Origin of the sequence: Sulfobacillus sp. hq2 (assembly GCF_002903155.1) — a bacterium.
In the GTDB taxonomy this organism is placed as follows: domain Bacteria; phylum Bacillota; class Sulfobacillia; order Sulfobacillales; family Sulfobacillaceae; genus Sulfobacillus; species Sulfobacillus thermotolerans.
The window spans coordinates 47503-71635 of sequence record NZ_NWUL01000023.1; the positions used below are offsets into that span (position 1 = coordinate 47503).

25 protein-coding genes are annotated in these 24133 nt (G+C 52.4%); 17 read left to right on the forward strand and 8 right to left on the reverse strand.

The window, feature by feature from the left end; all coding sequences use genetic code 11:
• Nucleotides 1–44: 44 nt before the first annotated feature.
• The 9 genes from hisC to hisIE all read left to right on the forward strand — a co-directional run bounded on the left by hisC (nucleotide 45) and on the right by hisIE (nucleotide 7147).
• Nucleotides 45–1139 carry a histidinol-phosphate transaminase gene (hisC, locus tag CO251_RS03400; protein WP_158246150.1) on the forward strand — a complete coding sequence of 365 codons (1095 nt, stop codon included), beginning with the start codon at nucleotides 45–47 and terminating at the stop codon, nucleotides 1137–1139.
• A 74-nt stretch (nucleotides 1140–1213) separates the two neighbouring features.
• Nucleotides 1214–2056 carry an ATP phosphoribosyltransferase regulatory subunit gene (locus tag CO251_RS03405; protein WP_103374404.1) on the forward strand — a complete coding sequence of 281 codons (843 nt, stop codon included), beginning with the start codon at nucleotides 1214–1216 and terminating at the stop codon, nucleotides 2054–2056.
• Nucleotides 2046–2660 carry an ATP phosphoribosyltransferase gene (gene hisG / locus CO251_RS03410; protein ID WP_103374405.1) on the forward strand — a complete coding sequence of 205 codons (615 nt, stop codon included), beginning with the start codon at nucleotides 2046–2048 and terminating at the stop codon, nucleotides 2658–2660. Before CO251_RS03405 ends, hisG begins: the two co-directional genes overlap by 11 nt.
• 31 nt (nucleotides 2661–2691) lie before the next feature.
• On the forward strand, nucleotides 2692–3915 hold the full coding sequence (gene hisD / locus CO251_RS03415) for a histidinol dehydrogenase (RefSeq protein ID WP_103374406.1): 1224 nt from the start codon (nucleotides 2692–2694) through the stop codon (nucleotides 3913–3915).
• Nucleotides 3912–4493, forward strand: a complete 582-nt coding sequence (gene hisB, locus CO251_RS03420) for an imidazoleglycerol-phosphate dehydratase HisB (protein WP_103374407.1) — start codon at nucleotides 3912–3914, stop codon at nucleotides 4491–4493. Before hisD ends, hisB begins: the two co-directional genes overlap by 4 nt.
• Complete coding sequence (gene hisH, locus CO251_RS03425; protein ID WP_103374408.1) at nucleotides 4494–5114, forward strand: imidazole glycerol phosphate synthase subunit HisH; 621 nt, start codon at nucleotides 4494–4496, stop codon at nucleotides 5112–5114.
• Nucleotides 5092–5796, forward strand: coding sequence for a HisA/HisF-related TIM barrel protein (locus CO251_RS03430; RefSeq protein WP_103374409.1), 705 nt, complete (start codon nucleotides 5092–5094; stop codon nucleotides 5794–5796). The genes hisH and CO251_RS03430 overlap by 23 nt, the downstream gene beginning before the upstream one ends.
• A gap of 2 nt (nucleotides 5797–5798) precedes the next feature.
• Complete coding sequence (hisF, locus tag CO251_RS03435) at nucleotides 5799–6557, forward strand: imidazole glycerol phosphate synthase subunit HisF (RefSeq protein WP_103374410.1); 759 nt, start codon at nucleotides 5799–5801, stop codon at nucleotides 6555–6557.
• A complete protein-coding gene (gene hisIE, locus CO251_RS03440) occupies nucleotides 6545–7147 on the forward strand; it encodes a bifunctional phosphoribosyl-AMP cyclohydrolase/phosphoribosyl-ATP diphosphatase HisIE (RefSeq protein ID WP_103374411.1) in 603 nt (200 codons plus the stop codon). Before hisF ends, hisIE begins: the two co-directional genes overlap by 13 nt.
• On the opposite strand, the gene CO251_RS03445 is transcribed toward hisIE, so the two are convergent.
• The gene (locus CO251_RS03445; protein ID WP_103374412.1) at nucleotides 7128–8432 is read right to left on the reverse strand and encodes a hypothetical protein; all 1305 of its coding nucleotides are present in this window, start codon (nucleotides 8430–8432) and stop codon (nucleotides 7128–7130) included. The two genes, hisIE and CO251_RS03445, sit on opposite strands and share 20 nt — an antisense overlap.
• Nucleotides 8433–8589: 157 nt before the next feature.
• Between CO251_RS03445 and CO251_RS03450 the strand changes: the two genes are divergently transcribed.
• The 4 genes from CO251_RS03450 (at nucleotide 8590) to CO251_RS03465 (ending at nucleotide 12139) form a co-directional block, all read left to right on the forward strand.
• Nucleotides 8590–8991: a hypothetical protein gene (locus tag CO251_RS03450; RefSeq protein WP_103374413.1), complete on the forward strand. Its 402-nt coding sequence runs from the start codon at nucleotides 8590–8592 to the stop codon at nucleotides 8989–8991.
• Nucleotides 8992–9663: a response regulator transcription factor gene (locus tag CO251_RS03455; protein WP_103374414.1), complete on the forward strand. Its 672-nt coding sequence runs from the start codon at nucleotides 8992–8994 to the stop codon at nucleotides 9661–9663.
• On the forward strand, nucleotides 9664–11058 hold the full coding sequence (locus CO251_RS03460) for a cell wall metabolism sensor histidine kinase WalK (RefSeq protein ID WP_103374415.1): 1395 nt from the start codon (nucleotides 9664–9666) through the stop codon (nucleotides 11056–11058).
• 76 nt (nucleotides 11059–11134) lie between these two features.
• Complete coding sequence (locus CO251_RS03465) at nucleotides 11135–12139, forward strand: hypothetical protein (RefSeq protein ID WP_103374416.1); 1005 nt, start codon at nucleotides 11135–11137, stop codon at nucleotides 12137–12139.
• 88 nt (nucleotides 12140–12227) lie between these two features.
• Here CO251_RS03465 and CO251_RS03470 read toward each other — a convergent pair whose 3' ends face one another.
• Nucleotides 12228–13472, reverse strand: coding sequence for an MFS transporter (locus CO251_RS03470; RefSeq protein WP_103374417.1), 1245 nt, complete (start codon nucleotides 13470–13472; stop codon nucleotides 12228–12230).
• A gap of 419 nt (nucleotides 13473–13891) precedes the next feature.
• Between CO251_RS03470 and CO251_RS03475 the strand changes: the two genes are divergently transcribed.
• From CO251_RS03475 to CO251_RS03485, 3 genes are all read left to right on the forward strand, one after another.
• Entirely contained in the window at nucleotides 13892–15154 is a 1263-nt protein-coding gene (locus CO251_RS03475; RefSeq protein WP_103374418.1) for an NAD(P)/FAD-dependent oxidoreductase, read from the forward strand.
• A 31-nt stretch (nucleotides 15155–15185) separates the two neighbouring features.
• A complete protein-coding gene (locus CO251_RS03480) occupies nucleotides 15186–16394 on the forward strand; it encodes a hypothetical protein (RefSeq protein WP_103374419.1) in 1209 nt (402 codons plus the stop codon).
• A 141-nt stretch (nucleotides 16395–16535) separates the two neighbouring features.
• A complete protein-coding gene (locus CO251_RS03485; RefSeq protein WP_103374420.1) occupies nucleotides 16536–16754 on the forward strand; it encodes an alpha/beta-type small acid-soluble spore protein in 219 nt (72 codons plus the stop codon).
• 73 nt (nucleotides 16755–16827) lie between these two features.
• Here CO251_RS03485 and CO251_RS03490 read toward each other — a convergent pair whose 3' ends face one another.
• The 6 genes from CO251_RS03490 to tpx form a co-directional block, all read right to left on the reverse strand.
• Nucleotides 16828–17841: a zinc-binding dehydrogenase gene (locus CO251_RS03490; RefSeq protein WP_103374421.1), complete on the reverse strand. Its 1014-nt coding sequence runs from the start codon at nucleotides 17839–17841 to the stop codon at nucleotides 16828–16830.
• A gap of 18 nt (nucleotides 17842–17859) precedes the next feature.
• The gene (locus CO251_RS03495; RefSeq protein WP_103374422.1) at nucleotides 17860–19224 is read right to left on the reverse strand and encodes a hypothetical protein; all 1365 of its coding nucleotides are present in this window, start codon (nucleotides 19222–19224) and stop codon (nucleotides 17860–17862) included.
• Nucleotides 19221–20225 (reverse strand): glycosyltransferase, encoded by a 1005-nt coding sequence (locus tag CO251_RS03500; protein ID WP_103374423.1) that lies wholly within the window; start codon nucleotides 20223–20225, stop codon nucleotides 19221–19223. Before CO251_RS03500 ends, CO251_RS03495 begins: the two co-directional genes overlap by 4 nt.
• A 47-nt stretch (nucleotides 20226–20272) precedes the next feature.
• Nucleotides 20273–20593, reverse strand: coding sequence for a tRNA-binding protein (locus CO251_RS03505; protein ID WP_103374424.1), 321 nt, complete (start codon nucleotides 20591–20593; stop codon nucleotides 20273–20275).
• A gap of 29 nt (nucleotides 20594–20622) precedes the next feature.
• Nucleotides 20623–21873: an HD domain-containing protein gene (locus CO251_RS03510; protein WP_103374425.1), complete on the reverse strand. Its 1251-nt coding sequence runs from the start codon at nucleotides 21871–21873 to the stop codon at nucleotides 20623–20625.
• A 178-nt stretch (nucleotides 21874–22051) separates the two neighbouring features.
• Nucleotides 22052–22567, reverse strand: a complete 516-nt coding sequence (gene tpx, locus CO251_RS03515; protein WP_103374426.1) for a thiol peroxidase — start codon at nucleotides 22565–22567, stop codon at nucleotides 22052–22054.
• Nucleotides 22568–22744: 177 nt separating this feature from the next.
• Between tpx and CO251_RS03520 the strand changes: the two genes are divergently transcribed.
• Nucleotides 22745–24127 (forward strand): dipeptidase, encoded by a 1383-nt coding sequence (locus tag CO251_RS03520; RefSeq protein WP_103374427.1) that lies wholly within the window; start codon nucleotides 22745–22747, stop codon nucleotides 24125–24127.
• Nucleotides 24128–24133: the final 6 nt, after the last annotated feature.

Below are 24133 nucleotides of genomic sequence, written 5' to 3' on the forward strand. Positions count from 1 at the left end.
TGAGAAAGCTTGCCCAATTCATGGGCAGAAAGAGGGGTAGTGCAGTGATTGCACCCAAACCTAGCATCAAGCAACTAAATCCTTATGTTCCCGGCCGTTCCATTGAGTCCGTCATGAAAGACACCGGCATATCCACCCTCGTCAAATTATCATCCAATGAGAGTTTATGGGGACCTTCCCCACGTGCCATCGAAGCCGCTCAACAGGCGGTGGCTTCAGGCTTGACATTTTATCCTGAAAGCGACCCGGCGAGCCTTTATGAAACGTTAGGCCGCATTCACCACTTCGCACCGACCCAGCTTATTGTGGGAAATGGCGCCGACGAGTTGTTGGAACTGATTGCGGTCACCTACGCCGGGGCCAACGATGAAGTCATCTATCCTGTTCCAAGCTTTTCGGCCTATCGACACGGCACCTTGATGACAGGAGCCCGGGGTGTTACAGCCCAGTTAACACCTGAGGGAGCCGTTGACCTCGATGATGTCTTGAATCAAGTGACTGATAGAACTCGCATTATTTTTCTTTGCACCCCCAACAACCCCACGGGAGGGATTATTAAACATACCGCATGGGAATCTTTTCTGGCCGCATTGCCGGATAACATCTTAGTTGTACTAGACCAAGCCTACGTTGAATTTGCCAACCATACTGAGCATTTACAAGCTCAAGAATCGATCGCCAAAGGCCATCCCGTTATTATGGTGCGAACCCTTTCCAAAATCTATGCATTAGCCGGCCTTCGCATTGGCTGGGCTGCCGCCCCTGATTATATTATTAGCCCTTTGAAAACCGCTCGACAGCCTTTCTCTGTGAATCGGGTGGCATTAAGCGCTGCCCAAGCCGCACTTGAAGATCAAACCTACATCCAGAATGTCTTATCGGAAACGATAGCAGCCAGGCAATACATGGCCAGGCAATGGCAAACGCGCGGCTATTCGTTTTGGCCATCGTATGCTAACTTCGTCACGGTCGATCTGAAATCTGATGCGCGTGTGTGGGCTGCTAAATTGGAACAGGCGGGATTCATTACACGCCCAGCCAGCGCCTGGGGACTGCCTCATCATCTGCGGGTAACTGTAGCGCCCATTCCCATCCTAGAACAATTCTTTGCCGCGTTTGACGCCATTGGCCGGGGTTGACAAATCGTCTAAAGTTGGCTAATGTCTTACAAGTACTTTAGTTCGCTGAATCGCTAATGTAATGAGGTGCTAGGGTGGACGAATGGTTAAAACAGAACCGTAGTGAATACGCGTTGATGATTAGGGTCATCAATCAGTTCTTAGCCCAAAGCTTTTTTCCGGTGCCGACGGCGCCGGCGCAATCCGGTCATTATCGTGAGGACCATACTCAATCCATCTTGGAACTCTTAAGCTCGTTTCCGGAAAGCCATCTCAATTTGCCGCTCAAAGTGTTTTCCCTTGGGCCTGTCTACGACCCCGGTCACGGACGTTGGGCCGAAACAGTTGATGTGGAAATTCTTGGCGAAGGCGGCCCCCAGCATGAACTGATGGCGGTGCAACTCATTATGCAACTCATTGAGCAGTGGCCCCGTCTCGCAGAGAAAACGGTGATGGTAATGGGACACTTAGGCCTTCTGGATCAGGCCATGGCCGCTGAAGCCGTCCTTCCTGTCGTGCGCCATTCCGTTCGTGATGCCTTGCGTGCGGGCAACCTCGTCCAAGCGGAATCACTGTTAGCCCCCACCTCGCCCAAAACTCGGCGCTTGTTGTTACCCAAGACGTATGACGACTTTGTTCGTGCACTCCAAGACACGCTGCCCGAGGCGGATTTTGACCATATAGCACGGCTTCAAAATGCTATCGACCAACATATGGCTACCCGCTGGGATTTATCGCTCACCGGCAATTGGCCCTATTACACCGACCTCGTATTCTCTTTATATTTGAAAGATATTGGCCAACCTCTATTAAATGGCGGCCGCTTCATGGCCGACGTGCATGGTCGCACATGGCACGGTGTCGGCTTTACCTTATATCTGGACTCTCTGTATCAAGCCGTCCAGCAAGAAATGGAGCAAGAATCTCATGACCTTTGATAACGTGACCGTTGCAGTTGCTAAAGGCCGAATCCTCGAGGGCGCTGAAACATTGTGGGAGCAGCAAGGTCTCCCGTGGCCTATTGACAAAGAATCACGCAAACTCTGGTTCTCCCCTGAAGCGGCCCGGCCTGGAATGCTCATTGCCCGCGCGCGAGATATTCCGACGTTTGTCGCTATGGGCATCGCTGATCTCGGCATTGTCGGGCTCGACGTTCTCGAAGAACATCCCAATGCGCAAATCATCCAAGTGGCCGACCTCCATTTTGCGACGTGCCGTGTGGTCTTGGCCGGTAAAGAACGTCAGTGGCCAGCCGGTCCTACCCGGATCGCCACGAAATACCAAAGAATCGCGCAGGCGTATTTTGCCGTCCACCATCACCCCGTCGAAATTGTTCCCTTGTCCGGGAGTCTCGAGTTAGCACCTGTCATTGGACTGGCACCATACATCGTTGATATTGTGGACACAGGGAGCACTCTACGCCAACACCAATTAGTGGAAATCGCCACAATCATGGAATCAAGCGCCCGTTTGATTGCAAACCCGTCACACTGGCGTACAAAGCCAGCTCTCGAGCATCTGAGAAACAGGCTAAATCCGTAAACGACCTTTCACTTTATCAGGAGGCTTTCTCATGGACACGGTATCTGCTACGGTGCGTCAAATTCTAGACGACATTCGCGACAATGGCATTTCCAAAGCATTAGAATACACCGCCCGTTTTGATGGCATTGAGCTAAGCCCAGACGCGGTCATTTGGGACATTACCACGCTCCCCCCCGCAGCCATCGACCGCTTACAAAAAGACGCCATGGATTTTGCTATCACCCAAATCCGTGCCTTTCACGAAGCGACTAAACCGCATGACATTCAGGTGGAACAAGCCCCTGGCTTAATTTTGACGGAACGCATGGTGCCATTAGAGCGAGTCGGAATCTACGTTCCCAATGGCCAATATCCCCTCATCTCAAGTCTTTTCATGACGGCAATTCCTGCGCAAGTGGCCGGCGTTCAAGACATCGTGGTCGCTATTGCCCCCAAGGCGCAAGATCCTGACCCCGTTTGGATTTATGCGCTGCAGGCGCTGGGTATTCGAACTGTGGTCAGATTAGGCGGTGCCCAAGCTATCGCCGCCTTAGGGTATGGGCTTGCCGGCCTTCTGGACCCTGTGGATTTAATTGCAGGGCCTGGTAACCAATATGTTGCTGAAGCCAAACAAGAGCTATTTCGTCGCAAAGTGACCGGCATTGATGTGATTGCGGGACCGTCAGAAGTTCTCATCATTGCATCCCCTGGCGCTCCGCCAGAGGTTGTGGCCATGGACCTCCTGGCTCAAGCCGAACATGCACGTGATGCACACGCCTACATGGTTTCGTGGGATGCCCCGTTAATGGCAGAGGTGCAACGTGTTGTCACCACTGCCACCATGCACCGTAACGCGCCCTTAGGTCCTATCGACTGGATCACCGTCTCATCTCCTTGGGAAGCGGTCGCGTTTGCCAATCGTACAGCTCCTGAACACTTAGGCCTGATTGGAAAAGAAGCTGAAGCCCTAGCCTCCCAAATCCGTACTGCCGGTGCGTTATTCGTGGGGTGGTTAGCGGGCCAAGCCCTAGGTGACTACGTGGCCGGTCCTAGCCACGTCTTACCGACTGCAGGCACCGGACGCTTTTTGCCCGGATTATCCACTCGTACTTTCACGCGGCGGATGTCGATTATTGAAGCGCAAGAGACTATGCCTGATGCGTATTTATCCTATGGCCAAGTCCTTGCCGCCATGGAGGGTCTGCAATTCCATGAACAATCCCTCCAAACCCGACACGCTTTGCGTAGCCAATCCAAGGATGTGCCGTTATGAGAGAAAGCCAAAAACACCGCAAAACCTTCGAAACAGATGTCGTAGTCGCTGTCAACCTTGACACCGATAGGCCCTTGGAAATTTCAACGAACCTCCCACTGTTTACCCATTTTCTAACGGCGATGGGAAAGCACGGACATACGCGATGGCAGATTCAAGCCACCGGGGACATCGAGGTGGATCCCCATCACCTTGTAGAAGATGTGGGGATTGTCATGGGTCAAGTGCTACGCGAAGCCGTCGGGGATGGCCACGGCATTTACCGGTATGGTCAGCGGTACGTGCCCATGGATGATGCGTTGGTGCTGTGTGCTCTCGATATCTCTGGCCGCGGCCAATTATATCTCTCAGGGGACTTTCCTGACCGGATGGTCAACGGCGTTAACGCCGAAGTCTGGCCGGAATTTTTTCGGGCCTTTGCCGCCCATAGTGGCATCACCTTGCATTTGGTTTGCCAAGCGGGCCATAACGCGCACCATGTCTACGAAGCGACCTTTAAAGCGCTGGGGCAAGCCTTGTGGGAAGCCGTGCGGATTAATCCAGAGTGGGGAATTCCCTCGACTAAAGGGGTGTTGTAAATGGAATTGGCCGTCATCGATTACGGCAATGGCAATCTTGGTAGCCTCCTAGCCGCTTTGCACCGTCTCGGACAGAATCCTCACGTCATTCACCAAACAACGGATATTGTTCCGGTGGAGGGTGTTATCTTTCCCGGAGTGGGGTCCCTTGAAGAGGTCGTCAACCGTCTACGCCATAATGGCCTATTGCCATGGTTAACAGATTTGCGCGCCCAATCCACCCCGATTTTAGGCATTTGTCTCGGCATGCAGCTCTTTTTTGAGCAAGGAGATGAGGGAGGCGAAGGACTCGGGTGGCTCAAGGGCAATGTGCCAAGTCTTCAAGCGCCTGTGTTGCCTCATATTGGGTGGAATGATGTCGCCGTCACCGATCACCCTTTTTTATGGCATAACATTGTTCGTCCCATTTTTTATTTTGTGCATACGTACCGCATTCAGCCACACGAAGCAGCCATTGTACGGGGCATCACCGATTATTATGAGAGCTTCCCCGTGGCCATTGAATCCGGCTCGTTATATGGCGTCCAATTTCATCCCGAACTGAGTGGTCCAAACGGCACGAGATTGTTACAAAACTTTTTAGAAGTGGTGGAAACTTATGGAAATATGGCCAGCCGTTGATTGGTTTGATGGGCAGATGGTGCGATTAGAACGCGGGTCATATAACCGTGTTACCGCGTACACCGACGATCCCCTCGCACTTTTTCAAGAGCGTTATCATGCCCTCCCCAAGCGCATTCATTTAGTCGACCTTAAGGGCGCCAAAGACGGATCCTTTTCCGCGTGGCCACTGTTGGAACGTATGGCTCGCTTAGGAATTGATGTCGAAGTGGGTGGTGGGTTTCGCGAGACCCAGCAGGTTCAAAAGGCCCTGGATTCTGGTGCATGCCGCGTTGTGTTGGGAACGCGCCTAATCGAAGACAAAGCGTGGGCCCAAGACCTCCTCCATCAATTTGGTCCGCATAAGCTGGTTGCGAGTATTGACATCAAGGACGGTCGCGCTATGCTGCGTGGCTGGACCACCAACGGTCTAGCCGCTGATACAGAATGGTTCCCCTTATATCACATGGGTTTTACGCTTTGTAATATTACCGACATCTCCCGAGACGGGACGCTTATTGGGCTAGACCCTGCATTCTGGCGCGAAACGGGGCAGTACCCTGGCGAAATTGGCGCCGGGGGAGGCATTGCCCATATGGAAGATCTCGCCCTGCTAGAGGCGATGGGTATTGGACGTGCGGTTATCGGAAAAGCGTGGGTCTCTGGGCAAATTGATCTTCACCAATGCAAAGGGGTGTTCTAAAGATGGTCAAACCACGCATTATTCCCTGCCTAGACGTTAAACATGGGCGCGTTGTCAAAGGGGTTCACTTCCAAGACCTAAAAGATGCCGGGGACCCCGTGGCGCTAGCCGTCAAATACTGTGACGACGGTGCGGATGAGTTGGTCTGGCTCGACATCATCGCCACGGTAGAGGAGGAAGAATTAAGCTTAGCGCTTATTCAACGAGCTCGGGAAGTTTTAACTATCCCCTTAACCGTAGGTGGAGGCATTCGGTCCATCCGCCATGTGGAAGAACTACTGGAACACGGAGCCGACAAAGTGTCCATCAATACGTACGGGATTGAACATCCTGAAATTTTAAGCCACGTATCGCGCCGTTGGGGTTCGCAATGCCTTGTTGTAGCGATCGATGCAAAATGGGAAGAAGATCACTATCAAGTATACGTGCACGGGGGACGTACCCGCACAGAGCACGAACTAGGAGATTGGATGCGGCGCGCCCAAGACTTAGGCGCCGGGGAATTTTTATTGACCAGCATTGACCGTGATGGTACACAAAATGGCTATGACCTGCCTATGCTCCGTTATGCCCGTCAACACGTGTCACGTCCGATCATTGCATCGGGCGGTGCCGGACGCGTCGAGCATTTAGCCGAAGCCATTCGGGAAGGGCAACAAGCGGTGTTGCTCGCCTCATTACTGCATCAAAATCAGACGACCGTGGGAACAATCAAGCAATCTCTCTTAGAGGAAGGAATTGATGTACGGTGGCCCCTTTAATCGAAAATGACAAAACTCTCTATCCGGTGGTGGTGCAGCACGCTGAAACCTTGCAAATTCTCATGATGGCATTCGCCGATGAAGAGGCGTTAACCTTAACGCGATCCACTGGTCGAGCACATTTTTACAGCAGGTCGCGCCACGCCTTGTGGGAAAAAGGATTGACCTCCGGAAATGTGCTGGCGGTGCAAGACATCATTCCGGACTGCGACAACGACAGTTTTATCTATCTCGTCACCAACTACAATCCTGCCTGTCACCGCGGCACCACGTCGTGTTTTGACCAAAGTCCCGCTGCCGCTCCTAATCCGCTGGCCCGCTTGCAGTCGTATATTGGCGAACGCCTGCATGCCTCTGCAGACACCTCTTATACCGCTCAATTATTGCAAGGACCCCTGGAGCGCCTATTAAAAAAGATAGGAGAAGAAGCTATTGAGGTAATCGTCGCGGCGGCTACAAACACCCAGACGCAAGGCGCCGACATGGTCTGGGAAAGCGCCGACCTGCTCTATCATCTGAGCGTTTTATTAACCCGCACCGGAGTTACTTTGCAATCCCTCGACCAGGAACTCATACGCCGCCACGAATAACTAGCGCGGGCCGCATCTGCGACATAATGCGGACGACGGCCGGAAGAAGAGGCACCCCAAAAGCGGCGTCGGACAGCCACGGCTTATACGCCCACACCATGCGCAAGGTGTCAGGCGCTGCTATCACCGCTGCTTCGTCGATGATGGCGTGCCAAACTTCGGCCACATCGCCGAACGCCCATGCCTGTGCAACCGCCTCGTCGGCATTCCCCGTCTGCAACGCCCCCCACAGGGCACAGTCATCATCGATCGGTTCGACAGGGACTGCACCAGCAATCGCCCCATCTGGCGACAAGAAAGCCAATGCCACGGCCAAAAACCATCCCCAAGCTGTCCAGATGGCGATTCGCTCATCGGTTTCCGAGGGTGCGTACCGAGACAAGTGCAGCCAATCCATTATCGCGAGAAGATGCCGGGACACTTGGTCGGCATCCATCGCCGGAGTTGTGGCCACTGTGACGGCTGAGACTTCCACGAGCAAGCTGGCCAGACGCCGATTGCTTAATCCTGCCGCCCCTTGCGCAATGCGTGCTAACAAAGCCCCCGCCAGATGAGGTTGATAACACGCTAGCACGTCCCCCAAAGCTGCCATGGGCCGCATTTCACGAATTAAGTCGACGACATAAGCCGTATCATTCCATGTGCGGTACCGGGCCTGTTCGGATTCAGGCGTTAACACCTGCAGTCGGTGGCGGTTGCTGACCCACGAAGCTTGTGCCCGCGTCGCCAGCCGAAATCCCAGCACCAAATCCTGGCCGCTCCATCGCTGAACCATGCGCGTGCTCACACGCCACAGCGATGGCAGCGTACTCGGCACTGTTGCTGGGGCTGAAGGCGCCATAAGCTGAACGAGCAGTCCACGAATCCCCGCTTGGCGGACCAATTGCACGGTTCTTGCTTCGGCCTGATCCATGTGCCCTTGATACCACGCATCATGCAGGTTGCCTGCCACATTGGACGGACGCGGCTCCGGTATGCTATCGCCGCCTAACATGACCAGCAAACGTTGCATAAGCCGCACCGCGGCCGCCCAGCTCGAATCGCTTGGAAGCACGGATAATGACAAGATGATAAGTCCGGCGTCGACGCGCTCGTAAAGGATGCGCTCATTTTCCCGGATGCGTGGCATACTCGCAAAACGCCACAAGGCCCGAAGAAACTCTTGAAGTGGCAAATTGCGCTGGCGCCATTCCGTCGCCCAATCCTCCACCTGATGTGGCAATAATTGGCGCATTTGTTCAACTAACTCCGGGCTTGCTGCCCGCCAGCTTTGGGTTACCGCCACGGTGTTACCCCCTTCTCTCGTTGCCTTCACCATTTTTCTATTGTAATGGGAATTATGGGCCATTGGGAAATTTCCAGCAAGAAATCTAGACACTTTGCCGGTTACAGGGCACAATACTGGTAAGGATATGAGTGAATTTGGGAAGGATGCGATAACAATGGCATTTCTAAGGTCATGGGGTTATGCGAAGGATCGCCCCCTCACCTCGTACCAGGAACAACATTTAAATGCGTTAGTGGACCGTTACCACGCCGTACAACATCAAAATTTCGTCGATGAATTGGACATCACGGAGGCCATTATCGGCCGCAAGGTGCCCTTCAGCGAACTTCGCGTGGCTGAAGCCAATAAAGTCGCGGCTCACCTCAATGTCCGTATCGCGCTTCACACTTATTTTGCAGATTATCTGCCCTCTCCCCCCCCGGACTTTGCCCATGAAACCCAATGGTTGGACAATGATCGTCCCTTGCTCAATCGGGTCATCGCACGGGCCGGATGGGATACGGGAGAATATTTCCTATCACCTCATCCGTTAGATAAGGAGCTTGTGAAAAAATAAATGGATTCTTTCCGGGTGTTAGTCGTCGATGACGAAGAGGTCATTCGCGATGTCCTGAAAATTGGGCTGTCCCACCGGGGTTTTGAGGTCCTAACCTGCGAAGATAGTCAAACGGCAATGGAGGCGATAGGCGGATTTCAGCCTCATGCCGCCATTATTGATGTGATGATGCCAGGGGAAGATGGGTTTCAACTAAGCCGCCGTCTGCGCCAGAATCCTGATTTGTTTATTCTCATGTTGACAGCGCGTGATGCGGTATCTGACCGCATTCAAGGCTTAGAAGGCGGAGCCGATGATTACGTCATCAAGCCCTTTGACTTTGACGAATTGGTCGCCAGACTGCGCGCCGGCCTCCGGCGTGTTCGCCATGATGACCACGCCGCCATTCAATTTGGAGACCTTATGATGGACGATGCCGCTCACAAAGTGTCCTTGCAAAACACGGCCATTACCCTAACCGCCAAAGAATATGAGCTTCTGCGATATCTTCTCCTTAATCCGGGCATTGTCCTGTCCAAAGTCCAGATTTTGCAGCATGTGTGGGGGTATGATTATCCTGGCGATGACAATCTCGTGGAAGTGCACATTTCCAGCCTACGCGACAAGTTGCAAGATCGATCGCGCCAGCTCATTCAAACTGTCCGCGGTTTTGGTTACCGGTTAGGCAGTTAAATGGCCCAGAAAACTTTGACCGATGAACTCATTGGTCGCCAAATTTTGCTATTGGCTATTCTGCTCGTGGTAATCGGAGTCAGCCAATATTTAACCTTACGGATTGTGCTGTTTCATTCCGAAGCACGATCGCTTCACCAAGAGATCTCGGTCCTCGCTCCGATTATTCATCGGGCCATGGTAAAGGACAGCGCAGCCCATTTTCACTCTTTGGCTACCTTACTTGTCAGCCGTCTCAAGGCGCCCGGCGTTGAAGTGATGATTACGAACCGGTTTGGGGTCATCATTGCTAACTCATCTACACTGGTACCACAAGTGCCCCCGATTAACTTCACACAAAGCTACTTTATCTGGCATGAGCACGTGGTGGTGGATGCTCCGTTAGGTTCACCACTGCATCCCTCGGGCTATGTTTGGCTCATGGCCCAGTCTCATGCGTTAAATCGCATTCTCATTCGCGATATCGAATTTTTTTCTTTTCTCGGATTCCTCTCCCTCGCCATTACAGGATGGTTGGGCTCCCTTTCGGTCAAAAACAGTTTAGCCCCTTTAGAACAGATCCGGGATGGAACCGCACGCATTGCGCATGGCGAAATTGGTCACATTACCACATTGAAAAATCCGCCAAAGGAACTGGCCGAATTGGGAGACGCCATTAACACCATGTCTTTGTCAATCAAAGAGCTCCTTGACCAAGAGAAAATGCTCTCGGAGCAAATGCGGCGTTTTGTGGCAGATGCGTCCCATGAATTACGCACCCCTTTAACAGCCCTCAACGGGTTTCTCACCTTAATCTCAGAAGATAATCTCACCGAGGCAGAAGTCAAGCAAGGATTTCACGCGATGCGCCAAGAAGGACAACGAATGGCACGTTTAGTGAATCAGTTGCTAACACTTTCCCGGCTGGACAATGCGAAAGACACTGCCACCCACAGTTCCGAGGTGGATCTTGGAGAGTGGATCGCCTCCGTACGGCCTTTGTTAGAGCCACTGACCCACGACCATCTCTTGCAACTTGTCCCAGCCGCGGTGGTCGTAAGCGTTGACCGTGATCGACTGACCGAGATGGTCTTCAACTTAGTCGAAAATGCCGCGCGGTACACCCCAGCCGGTTCACATATTACTGTGCGGATTGGGCGACACATGGATAAGGGCTACATCGAGGTTACCGACAACGGCCCCGGTATCAAAGAGGCGGACTTGCCCCACATTTTTGACCGTTTTTATCGTGGAGACCGATCCAGGACATCGAAATCTGGCGGCAGCGGCCTAGGGCTGTCCATTGTCCAAGCGTTAGCCGAAGCCTTTAACGGACATGTCACCGTAGCGAATGCACCAAGTCCCCAACACGGAGCCATATTTACCATTTGGCTTCCCCTGTCCTCTTCCCATTAAATTCGAAACCCATACATACTTTGCTGATTTTTGGTGCATAACACCGTGTATACCAAAAATACCCTTAGGAGGCGGTATGTTGAATTCTCTCGCCAAATTGGTCATGCCCTTGGCCAGTCTACTGTCTTTAAGCCCTTTAGCGCCCACAAGCCGTACGGCATCGCCCAGTCCTGCAATGTTTTTGCAAACGCGCCACGACAAGATGGTCGGGTCTTGTCTCAAGTGGAAAGGACAAATTACCCAGCTCTCAGCCGGATCCGTCACCGTGATGTTACAAGCGTCCGGCTCCTCGTCCACAGTCGCCTTAACCAAAACGACTATCCAAGCAGGCCTTTATCCTGCGACTGCTAAAATCTTGCGTCCAGGCGAGCAGGTCCTCTTGTGGAAGGCCAACCAACAAGCGCACCTTATGGTCTTGCCCGTTGCGCGCGGCCAGCTTCACCACACCGGCCAACAATGGTCTATCGAATCTCCCTGGCGTGGCACGTCCTTTTCCCTACCCACTAGGGGCGTCGATCTCGTCGGCATGTCCCAGTTGAAAGACGGTCAACGCGCGATGGTCTTCGGAACGAAAAACGGGACACGCCTTATGCCGACCCTTATCGCCGCTCCTCCGGCCAAATTCGCTGCCACCATCACGGCTATCCAAGGGAGCACAGTCACATTGCAGACCGCCTACCACGGCCTGTTTACCTATTCATTAGAGTCTTGGCCTCTATTCCCACAGCCTGCCCACACGCTCCAAACGCTCAAAAAAGCTCAAGAAGTCACCATTTTTGTCAACTTAATGAACCGCCAGGTATTAGCGCTCATGCCGACTCCGCCCGGCAGAGACCGTCGTGACATTTTGGAACACAATGCCTATGGTACTGTGCTCAAAGCGACGCCGTCGTTTCTGCGTTTGCAAACCGCATGGGGCGAACAAACCGTTACACTTCAAGGACTCACCCTTCGTGTCATATGGCCCGGCCATCAAGGCGCCTTTGTGACCGCCTTGCCTACCGGGGCACCGGTCTGGGTGCATGTAGACTCCCCGTTGAAAACCGTGGTCATTCGGGTATTGCCACACTCACAGCCTTAACCGGGCGGACTTCCCCAAAAAGCAATACGCCTTTGGGGACTGGCATGGCCAATCCCCAAAGGCCTGCTGACGCTAACTGCCTATGTGATTATCCAGCCATAGGCCGTTGTCCCACCTGTCGATGATGTAGCAATTCTTGGCGCATCTCTGCAACAAAAATGGCCATCCCTACAAACTGAAAGACACCAATCAGCCAAAATCCCCAGCCCATATTCGCATGACTAATGATCACACTGAGAACCAGGGGCCCAAACGTTCCCGATAGGTCAAATGAGGATTGCGCGACGGTATTGGCGGCCACCAGAAGAGGACGCTCCACACTGCTCGCAATACGCATCGAGACTAACGGAAACAGCACGGCGTGAGGCCATGCCAATAGCCAAAACCCGACCAAAAACACCAGCAGTGAGGGAGCCCACCCCATCAGGCCCAACCCCACGCCACCAATCCCTAAAGACCAAAACATCCACGTCGCCTTACGTTCCAGTCTTTTGTGGTGAACCGCTCGTGATACAACCAAACGCCCTAACAATGAGGCCACAAAAAAACTCGTCAAGACAAGCTCAACCAGACTATACGGCAAATGAAATCGGTCCTTAATATCCAAACCGCCATACGACATCGCTGCAGCAAACGACAAGTTAAATAAAAAGAGGGCAGCGAAGCTCCGCGTGTACACGCCGTTATGACTCAAATCGGACAAAGCATGGCGCAATTTTAACGCCGGCGCTTTCGCATCCTTGGCAAGCCTGTCCTGAAACCGTTTAAAATTGGAACCCATCACGAAAAGCCCAATCAAGGCGAACACTAGCAGCAGCCCATAAATACCGCCAAGTCGAAAATGCGTGAGCACCAGTGTTCCCAAGACCGGAGCCACCACTAAACTGGTCGAGAGCGCTAAAGAGTAATAGCTTAAATTTTTCTCGCGTTCCTCGGCTGGCGACAAAGCCCCCATCAGGGACAATAGGTGCGGCATGATGAGGGCCGTGGACACCCCTGCTAACGCGATCGCAATAAGAAATTCGACGAACGTGTGACTCCAAAGCACGCCGGCAATCGCAAGGGTTAGCAAGACAAATCCTATTGTCATCACCCGGGGCACGTCATGGAGCCGCACGCGCGCACTATATCCAAAACGTACGACCATGGTCACGACGGCATAGACCGAGGTGGTCAAGCCCACTTCCGCTAATCGGACCCCTAGCGAATGCGCGTACAGTGGATTATTTGCCTGCATCATAGACGAAATAGCTCGCGCCATAAACGTCAAAATTAAAATAAGATAAATCACGATCGACCCTTGAGACCAAGCTGTCCGTGAAAATCGCCTCACCGTTTCCTCACTCCCTTTAAACCCAACCGTCCTATTTTACTGCACCGCATCTCGTCTCATTACCAACAGTATCAGTTTACTGCTTTTTTCACTATAAAGGAAGAGGTCCTCATCCCCCCGCTCAGACCAGTTAGGGCGGACCAATCCCTCATCCCTATGAGTAACTGCGCTCAGATCGCGCTTAAAAAGCCTTGTCGCCATCCTCTATCACTATTTGTGAAACATTTAACCACCTTGCGCAGTCGCTCTATAACTTCCCAACGGATTGGTCCTTAGGAGCTAGTTGTAAAGTGCACAAGAGTGTCCAGCTAGTTGACAACATTCCCCCGAAAGTACGATAGAGAGCACCAATGCGACAAGGTTACCATACAAGTGCTTTGAAACACCGGGTCAACCGGAAGGCAAGGAGGCCTCATTCAATGGGAAAACCCCACGTACTTGTGTTGGGTGCAAACTTTGCCGGCTTAGGTGCCGCGCAAAAAATTCGCGAATATGCCCACGATACGGTAGACATTACCGTCATCGACCGTAAACCATATCTCCTATTCGTACCAAACATTCCTTATGAAGTGTTTGAAAACCGCAATCCTGGACTTACCTTGCATATGCCGATTGTCGACGTATTGCATGAAGACAATATCCGCTTTATTCAGGGAGAGGTCAAGGCCCTTGATCCGGACGCGCAAACCGTTGAGTATGTGCCCTCGGAGCGGGTCGGTTCGGCCCCGGAGACTATCCACTATGACTATGTGGTTGTCGCCATTGGAGCTCGTCTTGCCTATGATGAAATCGAAGGCTTTGCCGAATACGGACAGACTGTCAGTGACACCTTTTACGGAGAAAAGCTGCGTTTGTTCTTAGCCAACGAATACAAAGGCGGCCCCGTCGCCGTCGGATCAGCGCGGTTCCATCAAGGCACAATGTCCACCGATTTGGTTCCTACGGCAGAAGCTGCTTGTGAAGGCCCGCCGGTTGAAGTCATGCTATCGTTTGGACATTGGTTGCAAAGCCACGGCATGGGCGGCCCAGAAAAGGTGACTGTTTTCACTCCAGCGGCTGTCATTGCAGAAGATGCAGGTATTGGTGTTGTTAACCAATTACTGGCCGCAGCAAGTTCGATGGGATACCACTATATGAACAACGTCCATGACATCAAGCGTCTTACCAAGGATGGTATTGAATTTGCCAATGGCCAGTCGGTAGAAGCTGAACTCAAAATTGTATTTCCAGATTGGAAAGCACACAGCTTTATGAAGGATCTTCCCATTTCTGACGACCAAGGATTTGTTTTGACCGACATGACAACCCGTAACCCCAAATACCGCAATGTGTTTGCGTGCGGTGATGCGGCAGCCGTCACGGTGCCCAAGCTAGGCATCTTGGCGCACATGGGAGCCGAAACGGTCGGTAAACAAATTGCGATGGATATGGGACGCATGGCGCCAGAAAAGGCCAACGTGCCGATGCACTTTGTTGTCAATTGTCTAGGCGACATGGGTGGCAACAAAGGATTTGCTATCAACTCGGATACCTGGTATGGCGGTACCAAGTCTGAACTCAAGATGGGACACATTCCCTTCCTGATGAAGATGCAGTACAAAGAGATGTTCTTCCGTACCCGTGGCAAAGTCCCCGATTGGGGTATTCCTGCCGCTGACTTCCTCATTGATAAACTCAGCTAAAATACGCAGTCTGAGATAAGGAGCGCTTGCGATGGCCGTAAATGAAATGGCGCACAACCCCGAGCCTGCTACGCCTATTGCCCTCACGGCAGAGCAATGGCAAGGTTTAGCACGCCTCGGTGAACTCATCCAAGCCGTCGATCAAGGTCTCAAAGGAGACTTTGGTTCCGCCATCACAGAAAACGTCTTGACGCTGAGTCAAGCTCTTCCGAGCGACTTGCCGGCTTCGATTAAAGCGGCAACTGAAACCTTGACCACTTTGCATCGTTCAGGACTCCTCAATCAGCTTGACATGCTACTACGCATGGCGAGCCAAATGCCGGAATTCTGGCAAGAGGTGGTACCGGAACAATTGCTGAAGGTTGCTGAAGACGTGAGCCAGGTCGACTTTAAAGGCGCCTTGGCTCTCGGCGAGTCCGCTAGCAAAACGCGTGCTCTAAATGCTGCATTGGCACTCTTGCGTTATGTCACGCAAGAAGCGCCTCCCGAATTTCTGAGTGATGTGACGGCTTTTGTTAACCAATTGTCCCCGGTCCTCAACAACCCTGATTTGCTGAAGGTTCTCCCCGTGTACACCGATTTATTGGTAAAGCTTCAGCACAGTGGATTGCTTGATAAGCTTCTAGACGTTTTAGCCTACTATCAAGCGCTAGCGCCTATGCTGGACATTGGCCCCGTCATTCAAAGCATGTTAGAGTACTTAAACTCCAGCAAACTCATGGAGCACGTCAAGCAGATTCGTCCGGAAAATCTTGCTCTGTTGGCGGCGGAAGCCACCGATCCGGAAACGACGGCTGTATTGGCAGATGCCTTGCGCTTGGCTCGCTTGTTGCGCAACGGCGATTTAGCCAATGAGTTTATGTCTGATTTTATTAAAGTCACAGGCATTATTTTTGATAAGCAATTTCTAGAGACACTCCCCGATTTGTTGAATACCGTAGTCATGTTGCGCAAGACCGGTCTTCTCAAGTCGCTGCAAAATGTGTTAATTGCCTATCCTAATCTAGCCAGCCTGCCGTGGAACGAGTATATCACGGGATTAGTTCACAAAGCTGAAAAACTGGACATTTCCGGCATTATGGAGAAAGTCAAAGAAGCTTCGGCAGAAACTGAACAGAAGGCCGCGCACTTGGGCGGTATTGGCGGGTTAATGCGCATTATGAAGGACAAAGAGGTGCAGCGCCTCATGCAGTTTGGTCTCACTCTCGGCACTAAGTTTCTTCCGCCACGGTCAAATTAACTACCGCTCTTCGCACCAGCCGTTTTGTGCGGCTGGTGCTTTTTTTCCGGAAATTGGCACGCCTCCTTTCGAGCCAAATGCGGCTAAACTCCCACTGCGGCGGCAATAATACCTCCATGTTGGAAAGACGGAGGTGAAAACATGGCTCGTGGAAGCAACACTGGCAATCGGGCACTAGTACAGGGAGCCGCAAGGGCACTTGACCAATTTAAGTACGAAGTGGCCCGCGAACTCGGCCTGCAAGGTGTCGAGGATGGCTACTGGGGTGAAATTCCTTCACGGCAGTGTGGGGCAGTAGGTGGCCACATGGTGCGCAAGATGATTGAAATGGCTGAACAGCAAATGGCTGGACGCCGGTAAGACAACATATCACGCAATGGTTAACAAGGCTTGCCGGTTCACGGCAAGCCTTCATTTTAATGTCATCATATTTTTAAATATCCAAGACGATATTCCCAAATAGCCCATGCTCTTCCATGCGCTGATGGGCCTGAAAAGCCTGTTCTAAGGGAAATGTGCGGTCAATAATTGGGATGAGCACGCCTCGAGCAAACAGGGGCAGCAGTCTCGGTAAAATCGATGACGATCCCATATACGCCCCGAGGACCGTAAGTCGGCGCCGAAACACTTGACCTAAGTCGATCGTCACTTCCCCCCCTGTTGTGCCACCCACCGTCACCACGGTGCCCCCACGCCGCAGCATGTCCAAGGACTGCCCAAATGTCGCTTGTCCCAAGGAGTCGACGACAATGTCGGCGCCACGCGAATTCGTCATGGTTAAAATATCCGACGCCAATAAAGACGCTCCGTCCCATACCAACACGTCGGTTGCACCATATTGCTTCAAGCGATCAATGTAATTGGCATGCCGAACCACCGCGATGACACGCATGCGGCGCATATGCGCCAACTGTATCGTCGCCAATCCCAAGCCGCCATTGGCTCCCCACACGACAATCGTCTGACCAGCCGCCGCTTGGGCGCGAATCAGAAAGTCCTCCGCCGTCACAAATGGAATACCAATCGATGCCGCCTCTAAGAATGTCAAGCCACTGGGCATCGGAACCACGTTCACGACAGGTACCACGACTTGCTCCGCATACGTACCATCCAATATCCGGTAATGAGGGCAACTATTTTGTTGCCCGGACAAGCAATAGATACAACGCCCACAACTGAGTCCAGGATTAATCACAACCTTTTGTCCCACGGGGTAATCACGCGCGCCAGGCCCCAACGCATCAATTTCTCCAGCACCATCAGACCCGGGGATCAGAGGTTCGGGAAACGCCCCAAAGGCGCCTTCACGAACCCAAATGTCACGGTGGTTGACCCCTGCAGCTCGAAGGCGTACCCTGACCTCTCCAGGTCCTGGCTCTGGACTCGCAACCTCTTCATACTGCAGTACTGGCGCAGCCCCCGGCTCATGAATTCGAATCGCATACACAGCTAAATCCTCCTCACATTAAGTTCGATATTGAGAATATTTCAAGGACCACGCCAGGCGACGCGTGTCTTCCCACAGCCCAACCGGTCGAAAATCTGGTGGAAAGATCGGCCAATCCCAGTGTAATGCGTTGGGTTCTTTAACGAAATTCAAAAAGGTTAAGGGCACCGTTGACGTCGTATGGGGGGCGAACTGAGCCAACGCCGTCCGCATCCAGTCCTGAATGGTCACCGCGCTCGTTCCAAGGGTTACGGTCCCCGGTAGCCGATGAGTCTTTTCGACGTGATTCACAATTTGCCGCGCACCTGATAATACGGCATCAATGGGCATTCTTTCCCCATCCGCTGACTGGCGATTTTCTTCACTTCTCCAGTCCCGTGGCGCCCGTACCCGCGGTAACCGGGTTCCTAAAGGCGCCCCTGTCATGCTAAGCGCTGTTGCCACAACGAGATCAGCCGCGCTATAGCTCTCATCGGCGATCACAACCGGACCCAATCCATGGGATGCCACAGACGTCCGCAATGTTGTGAGGTCGAGCAACCGAGGCGCTCCCAAAGGCACTAAGCGGTTCGCCAAACTGTTCACATCCAACCATTCAATCCCCGAAATTTGGTGAATTTCCTTAATATAGGCATAAAAAGCGCGTGCCGCTTGATCCCGATCTGTACGTGAACGCAGCGGCGCAGGCCTCAAAGTGCTGTTCGTTGCCCCAAACGAAAAATTGACAGCATCCCAAAATTTGGTAGTCACCAATTCAGTGGGATGCACCATGACCATAAAGATATCCCCGGAACGCCGCACTTGGGCCTCTCGGTGGATCATGGCCACAGCGTCCTCCAAATTATCGGGCAGATTCATAGCAAACGGTTTAGGCGTCGCCACAGGCGGCGATAAGTGCAAAATGTCCTCAATCCACATCGGTTGGGGAGAGGTCACCAAATAACTGTTCCATGCATCGCTGAAGAATATAGGCATCTGCAATTGGGGCAAGGCGTCACAGGCTTGCGGCACCCAGTTCCCGCCGGGTTGCGTAAAATACGTGGGAGGCCCCACCAACTCCGTTACCCATTGCACACCGGGTTTTTCCCGCGCAATGAAACGCTCGACCCCCTCCTCGTAAGGCCTATCGGCGAGGTCTTCGGAGAGCGTTGGATGCTCACTATGGCTCAATGAGTGAAACCCAATCGACGGCTGTTTTCCTAATTTCGCAAGCAAATCTTCCCGGTGATGGCTTTTTAAGCTCTGAACCTTTTTCCCTACCAGCCCATAACTACCTGGCATATCAAATGCTTCCATAGCAGCCAGCACCGCAGCCAATCCTTCATCAGATTCGGGCGTAATGAAATCCTCAATATCAAACCGTATGAGTCCATACACGCTCATATCCCGCACCCCTTCGGGCAAGAATTCATAGCCACGTCATATAACGCGTGATACGCTTCGGCTTCTTGAATCAACAAGTGCTGAGACAAGATACGCATCCGGGCATTATGACGCAAAATATTAGATTCCGCGGGATGTGAAAAAATCCACTGCATCTCTCGAATAAAATCTCCTTCATCATCAAAAAGTATTCCCGTTTTATGGGAATCAATCAAATATCGATTGCCGTGAATATTGGTGGCGACTATCAGGGCCCCACACGCCATGGCCTCCATTAACGCATTGGAGACCCCTTCGATCTGACTGGTGTTGAGAACCACTGAAGCCCGGCGATACCAATCGGCCATCGCCTCTTTGGGAACTTCCCCGACCAATTCAACCCACGAGCGGCCTTCCGCTCCTTGCACTACACGTTCCCATTCACCCGGATCTCGCACTGGGCCCAACATGGCTAGCCGCAAATCCATTCCCAACGCACGGCGCGCACGGTCCACCAAGTCGATAGCCCAGGCACTACGTTTAACCGGGCGAACGCCGCCAGCTATGACAACGAGAGGCGAATCTGTAGGGTTAACGGGCGTCCCCTCGGGTGAAAAAATAGCGTCATCGACCGAAGGTGGAATCACATGGACGATATCTTCCCAATCCGGAGCGTCTTGCAACAACCTAAGCCTAGCGTTAGGGGTAAACACGACTTGTTGCTTCACCACTTGCAATGTTCGCCGTATGGGTTGGCTGTCGCGAATCCAATCACCCCAGAGGTCGGTTCCCGTCCAAGTAATGACGATCCGTTCCGGTTCCACACCCTCGCGCAACAATGCCTGCCCTACTTGTACAGCATTCCACGCATGGTAGACGTCGTAGGCAGGCAGTTGCGGCCGAAACCGCTCAACCACCGCCGTAATTCCCAATTTTTGCAGCCCTGATTGAAGCCGCTGTGCGGAAATCATATTGCCCCCCGTCGGCGGTGTATCCGACGGGACGACCAAACCTACTTTCATGCGTTCTCCGCCTTTCCCTGATGCAGATCATCAGTGGCTCTTTCGTCCTAGCTAATGGGGGTCCCATTGGGCACAGGACTATCAAGGTTTAATAATATCACGTCATTCCCCTCGAGTTCGGCGCCTAGCACTAATACTTCGGAAACGACACCAGCTACACGCTTAGGGGGCAAATTGGTGGCGGCAATAATTTGTCGGCCGATTAAGTCTTCCGGACGGTATCGCCGGGTAATTTGCGCCGATGTGTGCTTGTGGCCCAGTGGTCCAAAATCGATTACCATATGGTATGCAGGTTTTTTGGCACGGGCATTCCATTCCGCTGAAATAATAGTGCCCACGTGGCAGGTCAGAAGTTGTACCTCGTCCACGCCATTCCCTCCTTCTTCCGTATCGAAACTTATCCGTGCACTGGGTGTGTTAAGACTTCTGGGGGAAAATACAACCGTCTAAGCGCTTGCCGGTCCCGTGCTATCGCTTGAATGGGCTCCGATAAGCGCGACATCTCTATTAATTGCTGTTGGTTTTCATCCCACAAAAAAAGAGCTCCGTCACCCGATCCGTTGTGATCCGCGCCAAGATAGTAATCATAGTACACCGTGGCCGTCTCGTCGATGGCCACGTAATAGGAGGGGTCGAATCCCGCCGCACGCACCTTTGACACCATCGCTTGGTATGCATCTTCATCATTCCCGGGAGCATCTGTATAGCTGAATAAATGGCGATCGAGAAAGCGACGGCACAAATCGGCCAAAATCTTATCGGGTCCGTATTGCCAGACATTAAAGGCATTGAACAACACGGTGTCATCCAGAGCACAGTAACTGGCCATGTCTAGCTGATTGTGAAACAACTGCTTCAGCGCAAAATGTGTGGGCTCGGGGTCTTGCCCCTGGTCGACTAAATCCTTAGCCCGTCGCAAAATGGCTTTCAGAATCACTTCTGCCGACCGACTGACGGGATGAAAGTAGACTTGCCAATACATAAAGTAGCGGGCCAATAAATAGGCTTCCACCGTATGCAAACCTGACCGCTTGACCACAATCCGGCCTTCATGGGGTCGCATAATGCGAATGATGCGCGCCAAGTCAAACTTCCCATAGTCCACCCCGGTAAAAATCGAATCCCGCATTAAATAGTCGAGACGATCGGCATCCAGCTGACCGCTCACCAGCGACACGGCGAGCTTGCTGGGGTGAGACTTATCGATAATAGCAGCAACGTCTTTTGCCAACCCCGGATCATACGCTTCAAGCGCTTGATGCACTTCCGTTGTCGGATCCAAAATAATGCGCTCACTCCACACTTCATGACGCAATCCAATAACCTTCTCCAACGCATGCGAAAAGGGGGCATGGCCAATATCATGCAATAAGCCCGCGACCATCACCAAACGATCCATTTCCGACGGCCATGGATATCCGTTGCGCGCAAACGCTTGCACGATTTGGCGCACGACTTCATACACCCCCAGCGAATGGGAGAAACGGGAATGCTCTCCTCCGGGGTACGTGACATACGAGGTGCCCAACTGCCGAATGCGTCGCAGACGTTGCATTTCCTTGGTATTGATTAAGGCCCAAATTAACGGATCATTGACATAAATATATCCATGTACCGGATCTTTAAACACTTTTTCTTCGCTCAACATACGGCTCCCCCCGCCTGTCTCATCATGTTCGTGCCCGCGTCTTGCCGGGATCCGTTAATGGACACTTTTTTGGTTAAGAGCATGTTCAACGCCTTTCGCTAAGACCTCTTGCTCCCTATTACCGCGACGCGGGCAGGACACACTCTGCCCACGCGCAGCCTTTGGTCAATGAATGCGGTTAGATGAGCGCTTGAATGGCGGCAAACGCTTTATCATAATCGGGATGCATGCCCACTTCAGGCACATATTCGACATACCGTACAATCCCTTGGGGGTCGATGATGAAAACGGCACGGGATAAGAGGCCTAATTCTTTAATGTAGACCCCGTAGTTTACACCAAATTCACGATCCTTGTAATCACTCAACAGGGTCACTTGGTCTACCCCGGTTGCTCCACACCAACGATTTTGAGCAAACGGCAAGTCCATAGAAATCGTCACAATTGCCACAGCCCCATTAAGGCGCGCCGCTTCTTCATTGAAGCGGCGGGTTTCTTGATCGCATACCGGCGTATCCAGCGACGGAACAGATAAAATGACCACCACTTTGCCCAAAAAATCACGTAAGCTAGCCGATGACAAATCTTTGGCGACTGCTGCAAAGTCTGGCGCTTTCTCACCCACTAGCAGTTCGGGGCCAATCAACGTCATCGCTTGATCCTTAAATCGCACAGCATGTGCTCGTTCTTCCACGCTTGAACCACCTTTCCTGTTAAGATGCCTGAGTCTTCCTTATTATACCGTTTTGGCATCCCTGTCCTAAAGACGAATAGCCAGGATCTTAGTTTTCTTCAGGGATGAAAGAACGTTCGCCGACGCCACCAATTTTCGCTATGATAGAGAAGATCTCAACATGCGGGGAGGATATCCATGTCACACGCAACCCAAGCGTTATCCTATTTAAAAGACCACCATGCCCAATATCTTGAAGAACTGCAAGCGTTTCTCCGTCTACCTAGCATCTCAGCCTTATCAGATTACAAAAGCGCGGTCAAAGATACCGCAATTTGGCTTAGAGAACGTCTCCACCAAGCTGGAATGGTGGTAAGCCGTGTGGACGAAACCGAAGGCAATCCCATCGTCTATGCCGAAACGGACCAAGATCCTACCAAACCGACAATTTTAGTCTATGGCCATTATGATGTCCAACCGGTTGACCCGCTTGACCAATGGACCCATCCTCCCTTTACTCCGACCATCACCGACAACATCCTCTATGCCCGAGGCGCCAGCGACGATAAAGGGCAAGTCTACATGCAGCTTATTGCCGCAGAAGCCTGGATGAAAACAGGCACGCTCCCTGTTAATCTCAAATTCCTTTTTGAAGGGGAAGAGGAAATCGGGAGCATTCACTTGGACGATTATATCCGCTCCCATCAGGACCAACTGCACGCTGACGTCGCAGTAATCTCCGATACGCCGATGTTTGCGGACGGGGTCCCAGCCGTCTGCTATGGGTTACGCGGGCTAGCGGCTCTAGAAGTGCATATCGAAGGACCACGTCAAGACCTACACTCGGGAGTTTTTGGAGGCGCCGTGGCCAATCCGGCCCATGTGTTGGCCCAAATTTTGGCGTCGTTACACGACAGCGAAGGACGCGTGACCGTACCAGGTTTTTATGATGCAGTGGATACTTTAAGCGCGACCGAGCGGGAAAATTTCGGATCGTTACCTTTTGACGCCACAGAGTTTTTGGCCTCGACAGGAAGTCCCGCACTCTATGGGGAAAGCGGATATACCACGCTTGAACGTATTTGGACGCGCCCCACATTAGAAGTTAACGGCATGTGGTCTGGTTTTATTGGCGAAGGCCGCAAGACCATTATCCCCCAGAGTGCGCACGCAAAAATATCCTGCCGCTTGGTTCCGCACCAAGACCCTGATGACATTCTCGACCGCGTAGAGGAGTATCTGCGCCAGCAATGTCCTCCCACCGTCCGCCTGCGCATTGAACGTGGAGAAGGAGCTCCTGGCAGCGTGACGCCGCTCGATCATCCCGCAACCCAAGCGGCCGTGCAGGCGATTCGCGACATCTATCACAAAGAGGCCGCGTATATCCGCATGGGCGGATCCATTCCCGTTGTCGTCACATTTGACACCGTATTGCACATTCCCACGGTCTTATTAGGCTTCGCGCTGCCCAATGAGAATTTTCACGCCCCCAATGAACATTTTCACTTGGACAATTTCTACAAAGGGGCGGAGACGGTGGCCACTTTATGGCATTACTTAGGAGAACGCGCCGAATCATAAGGCCAC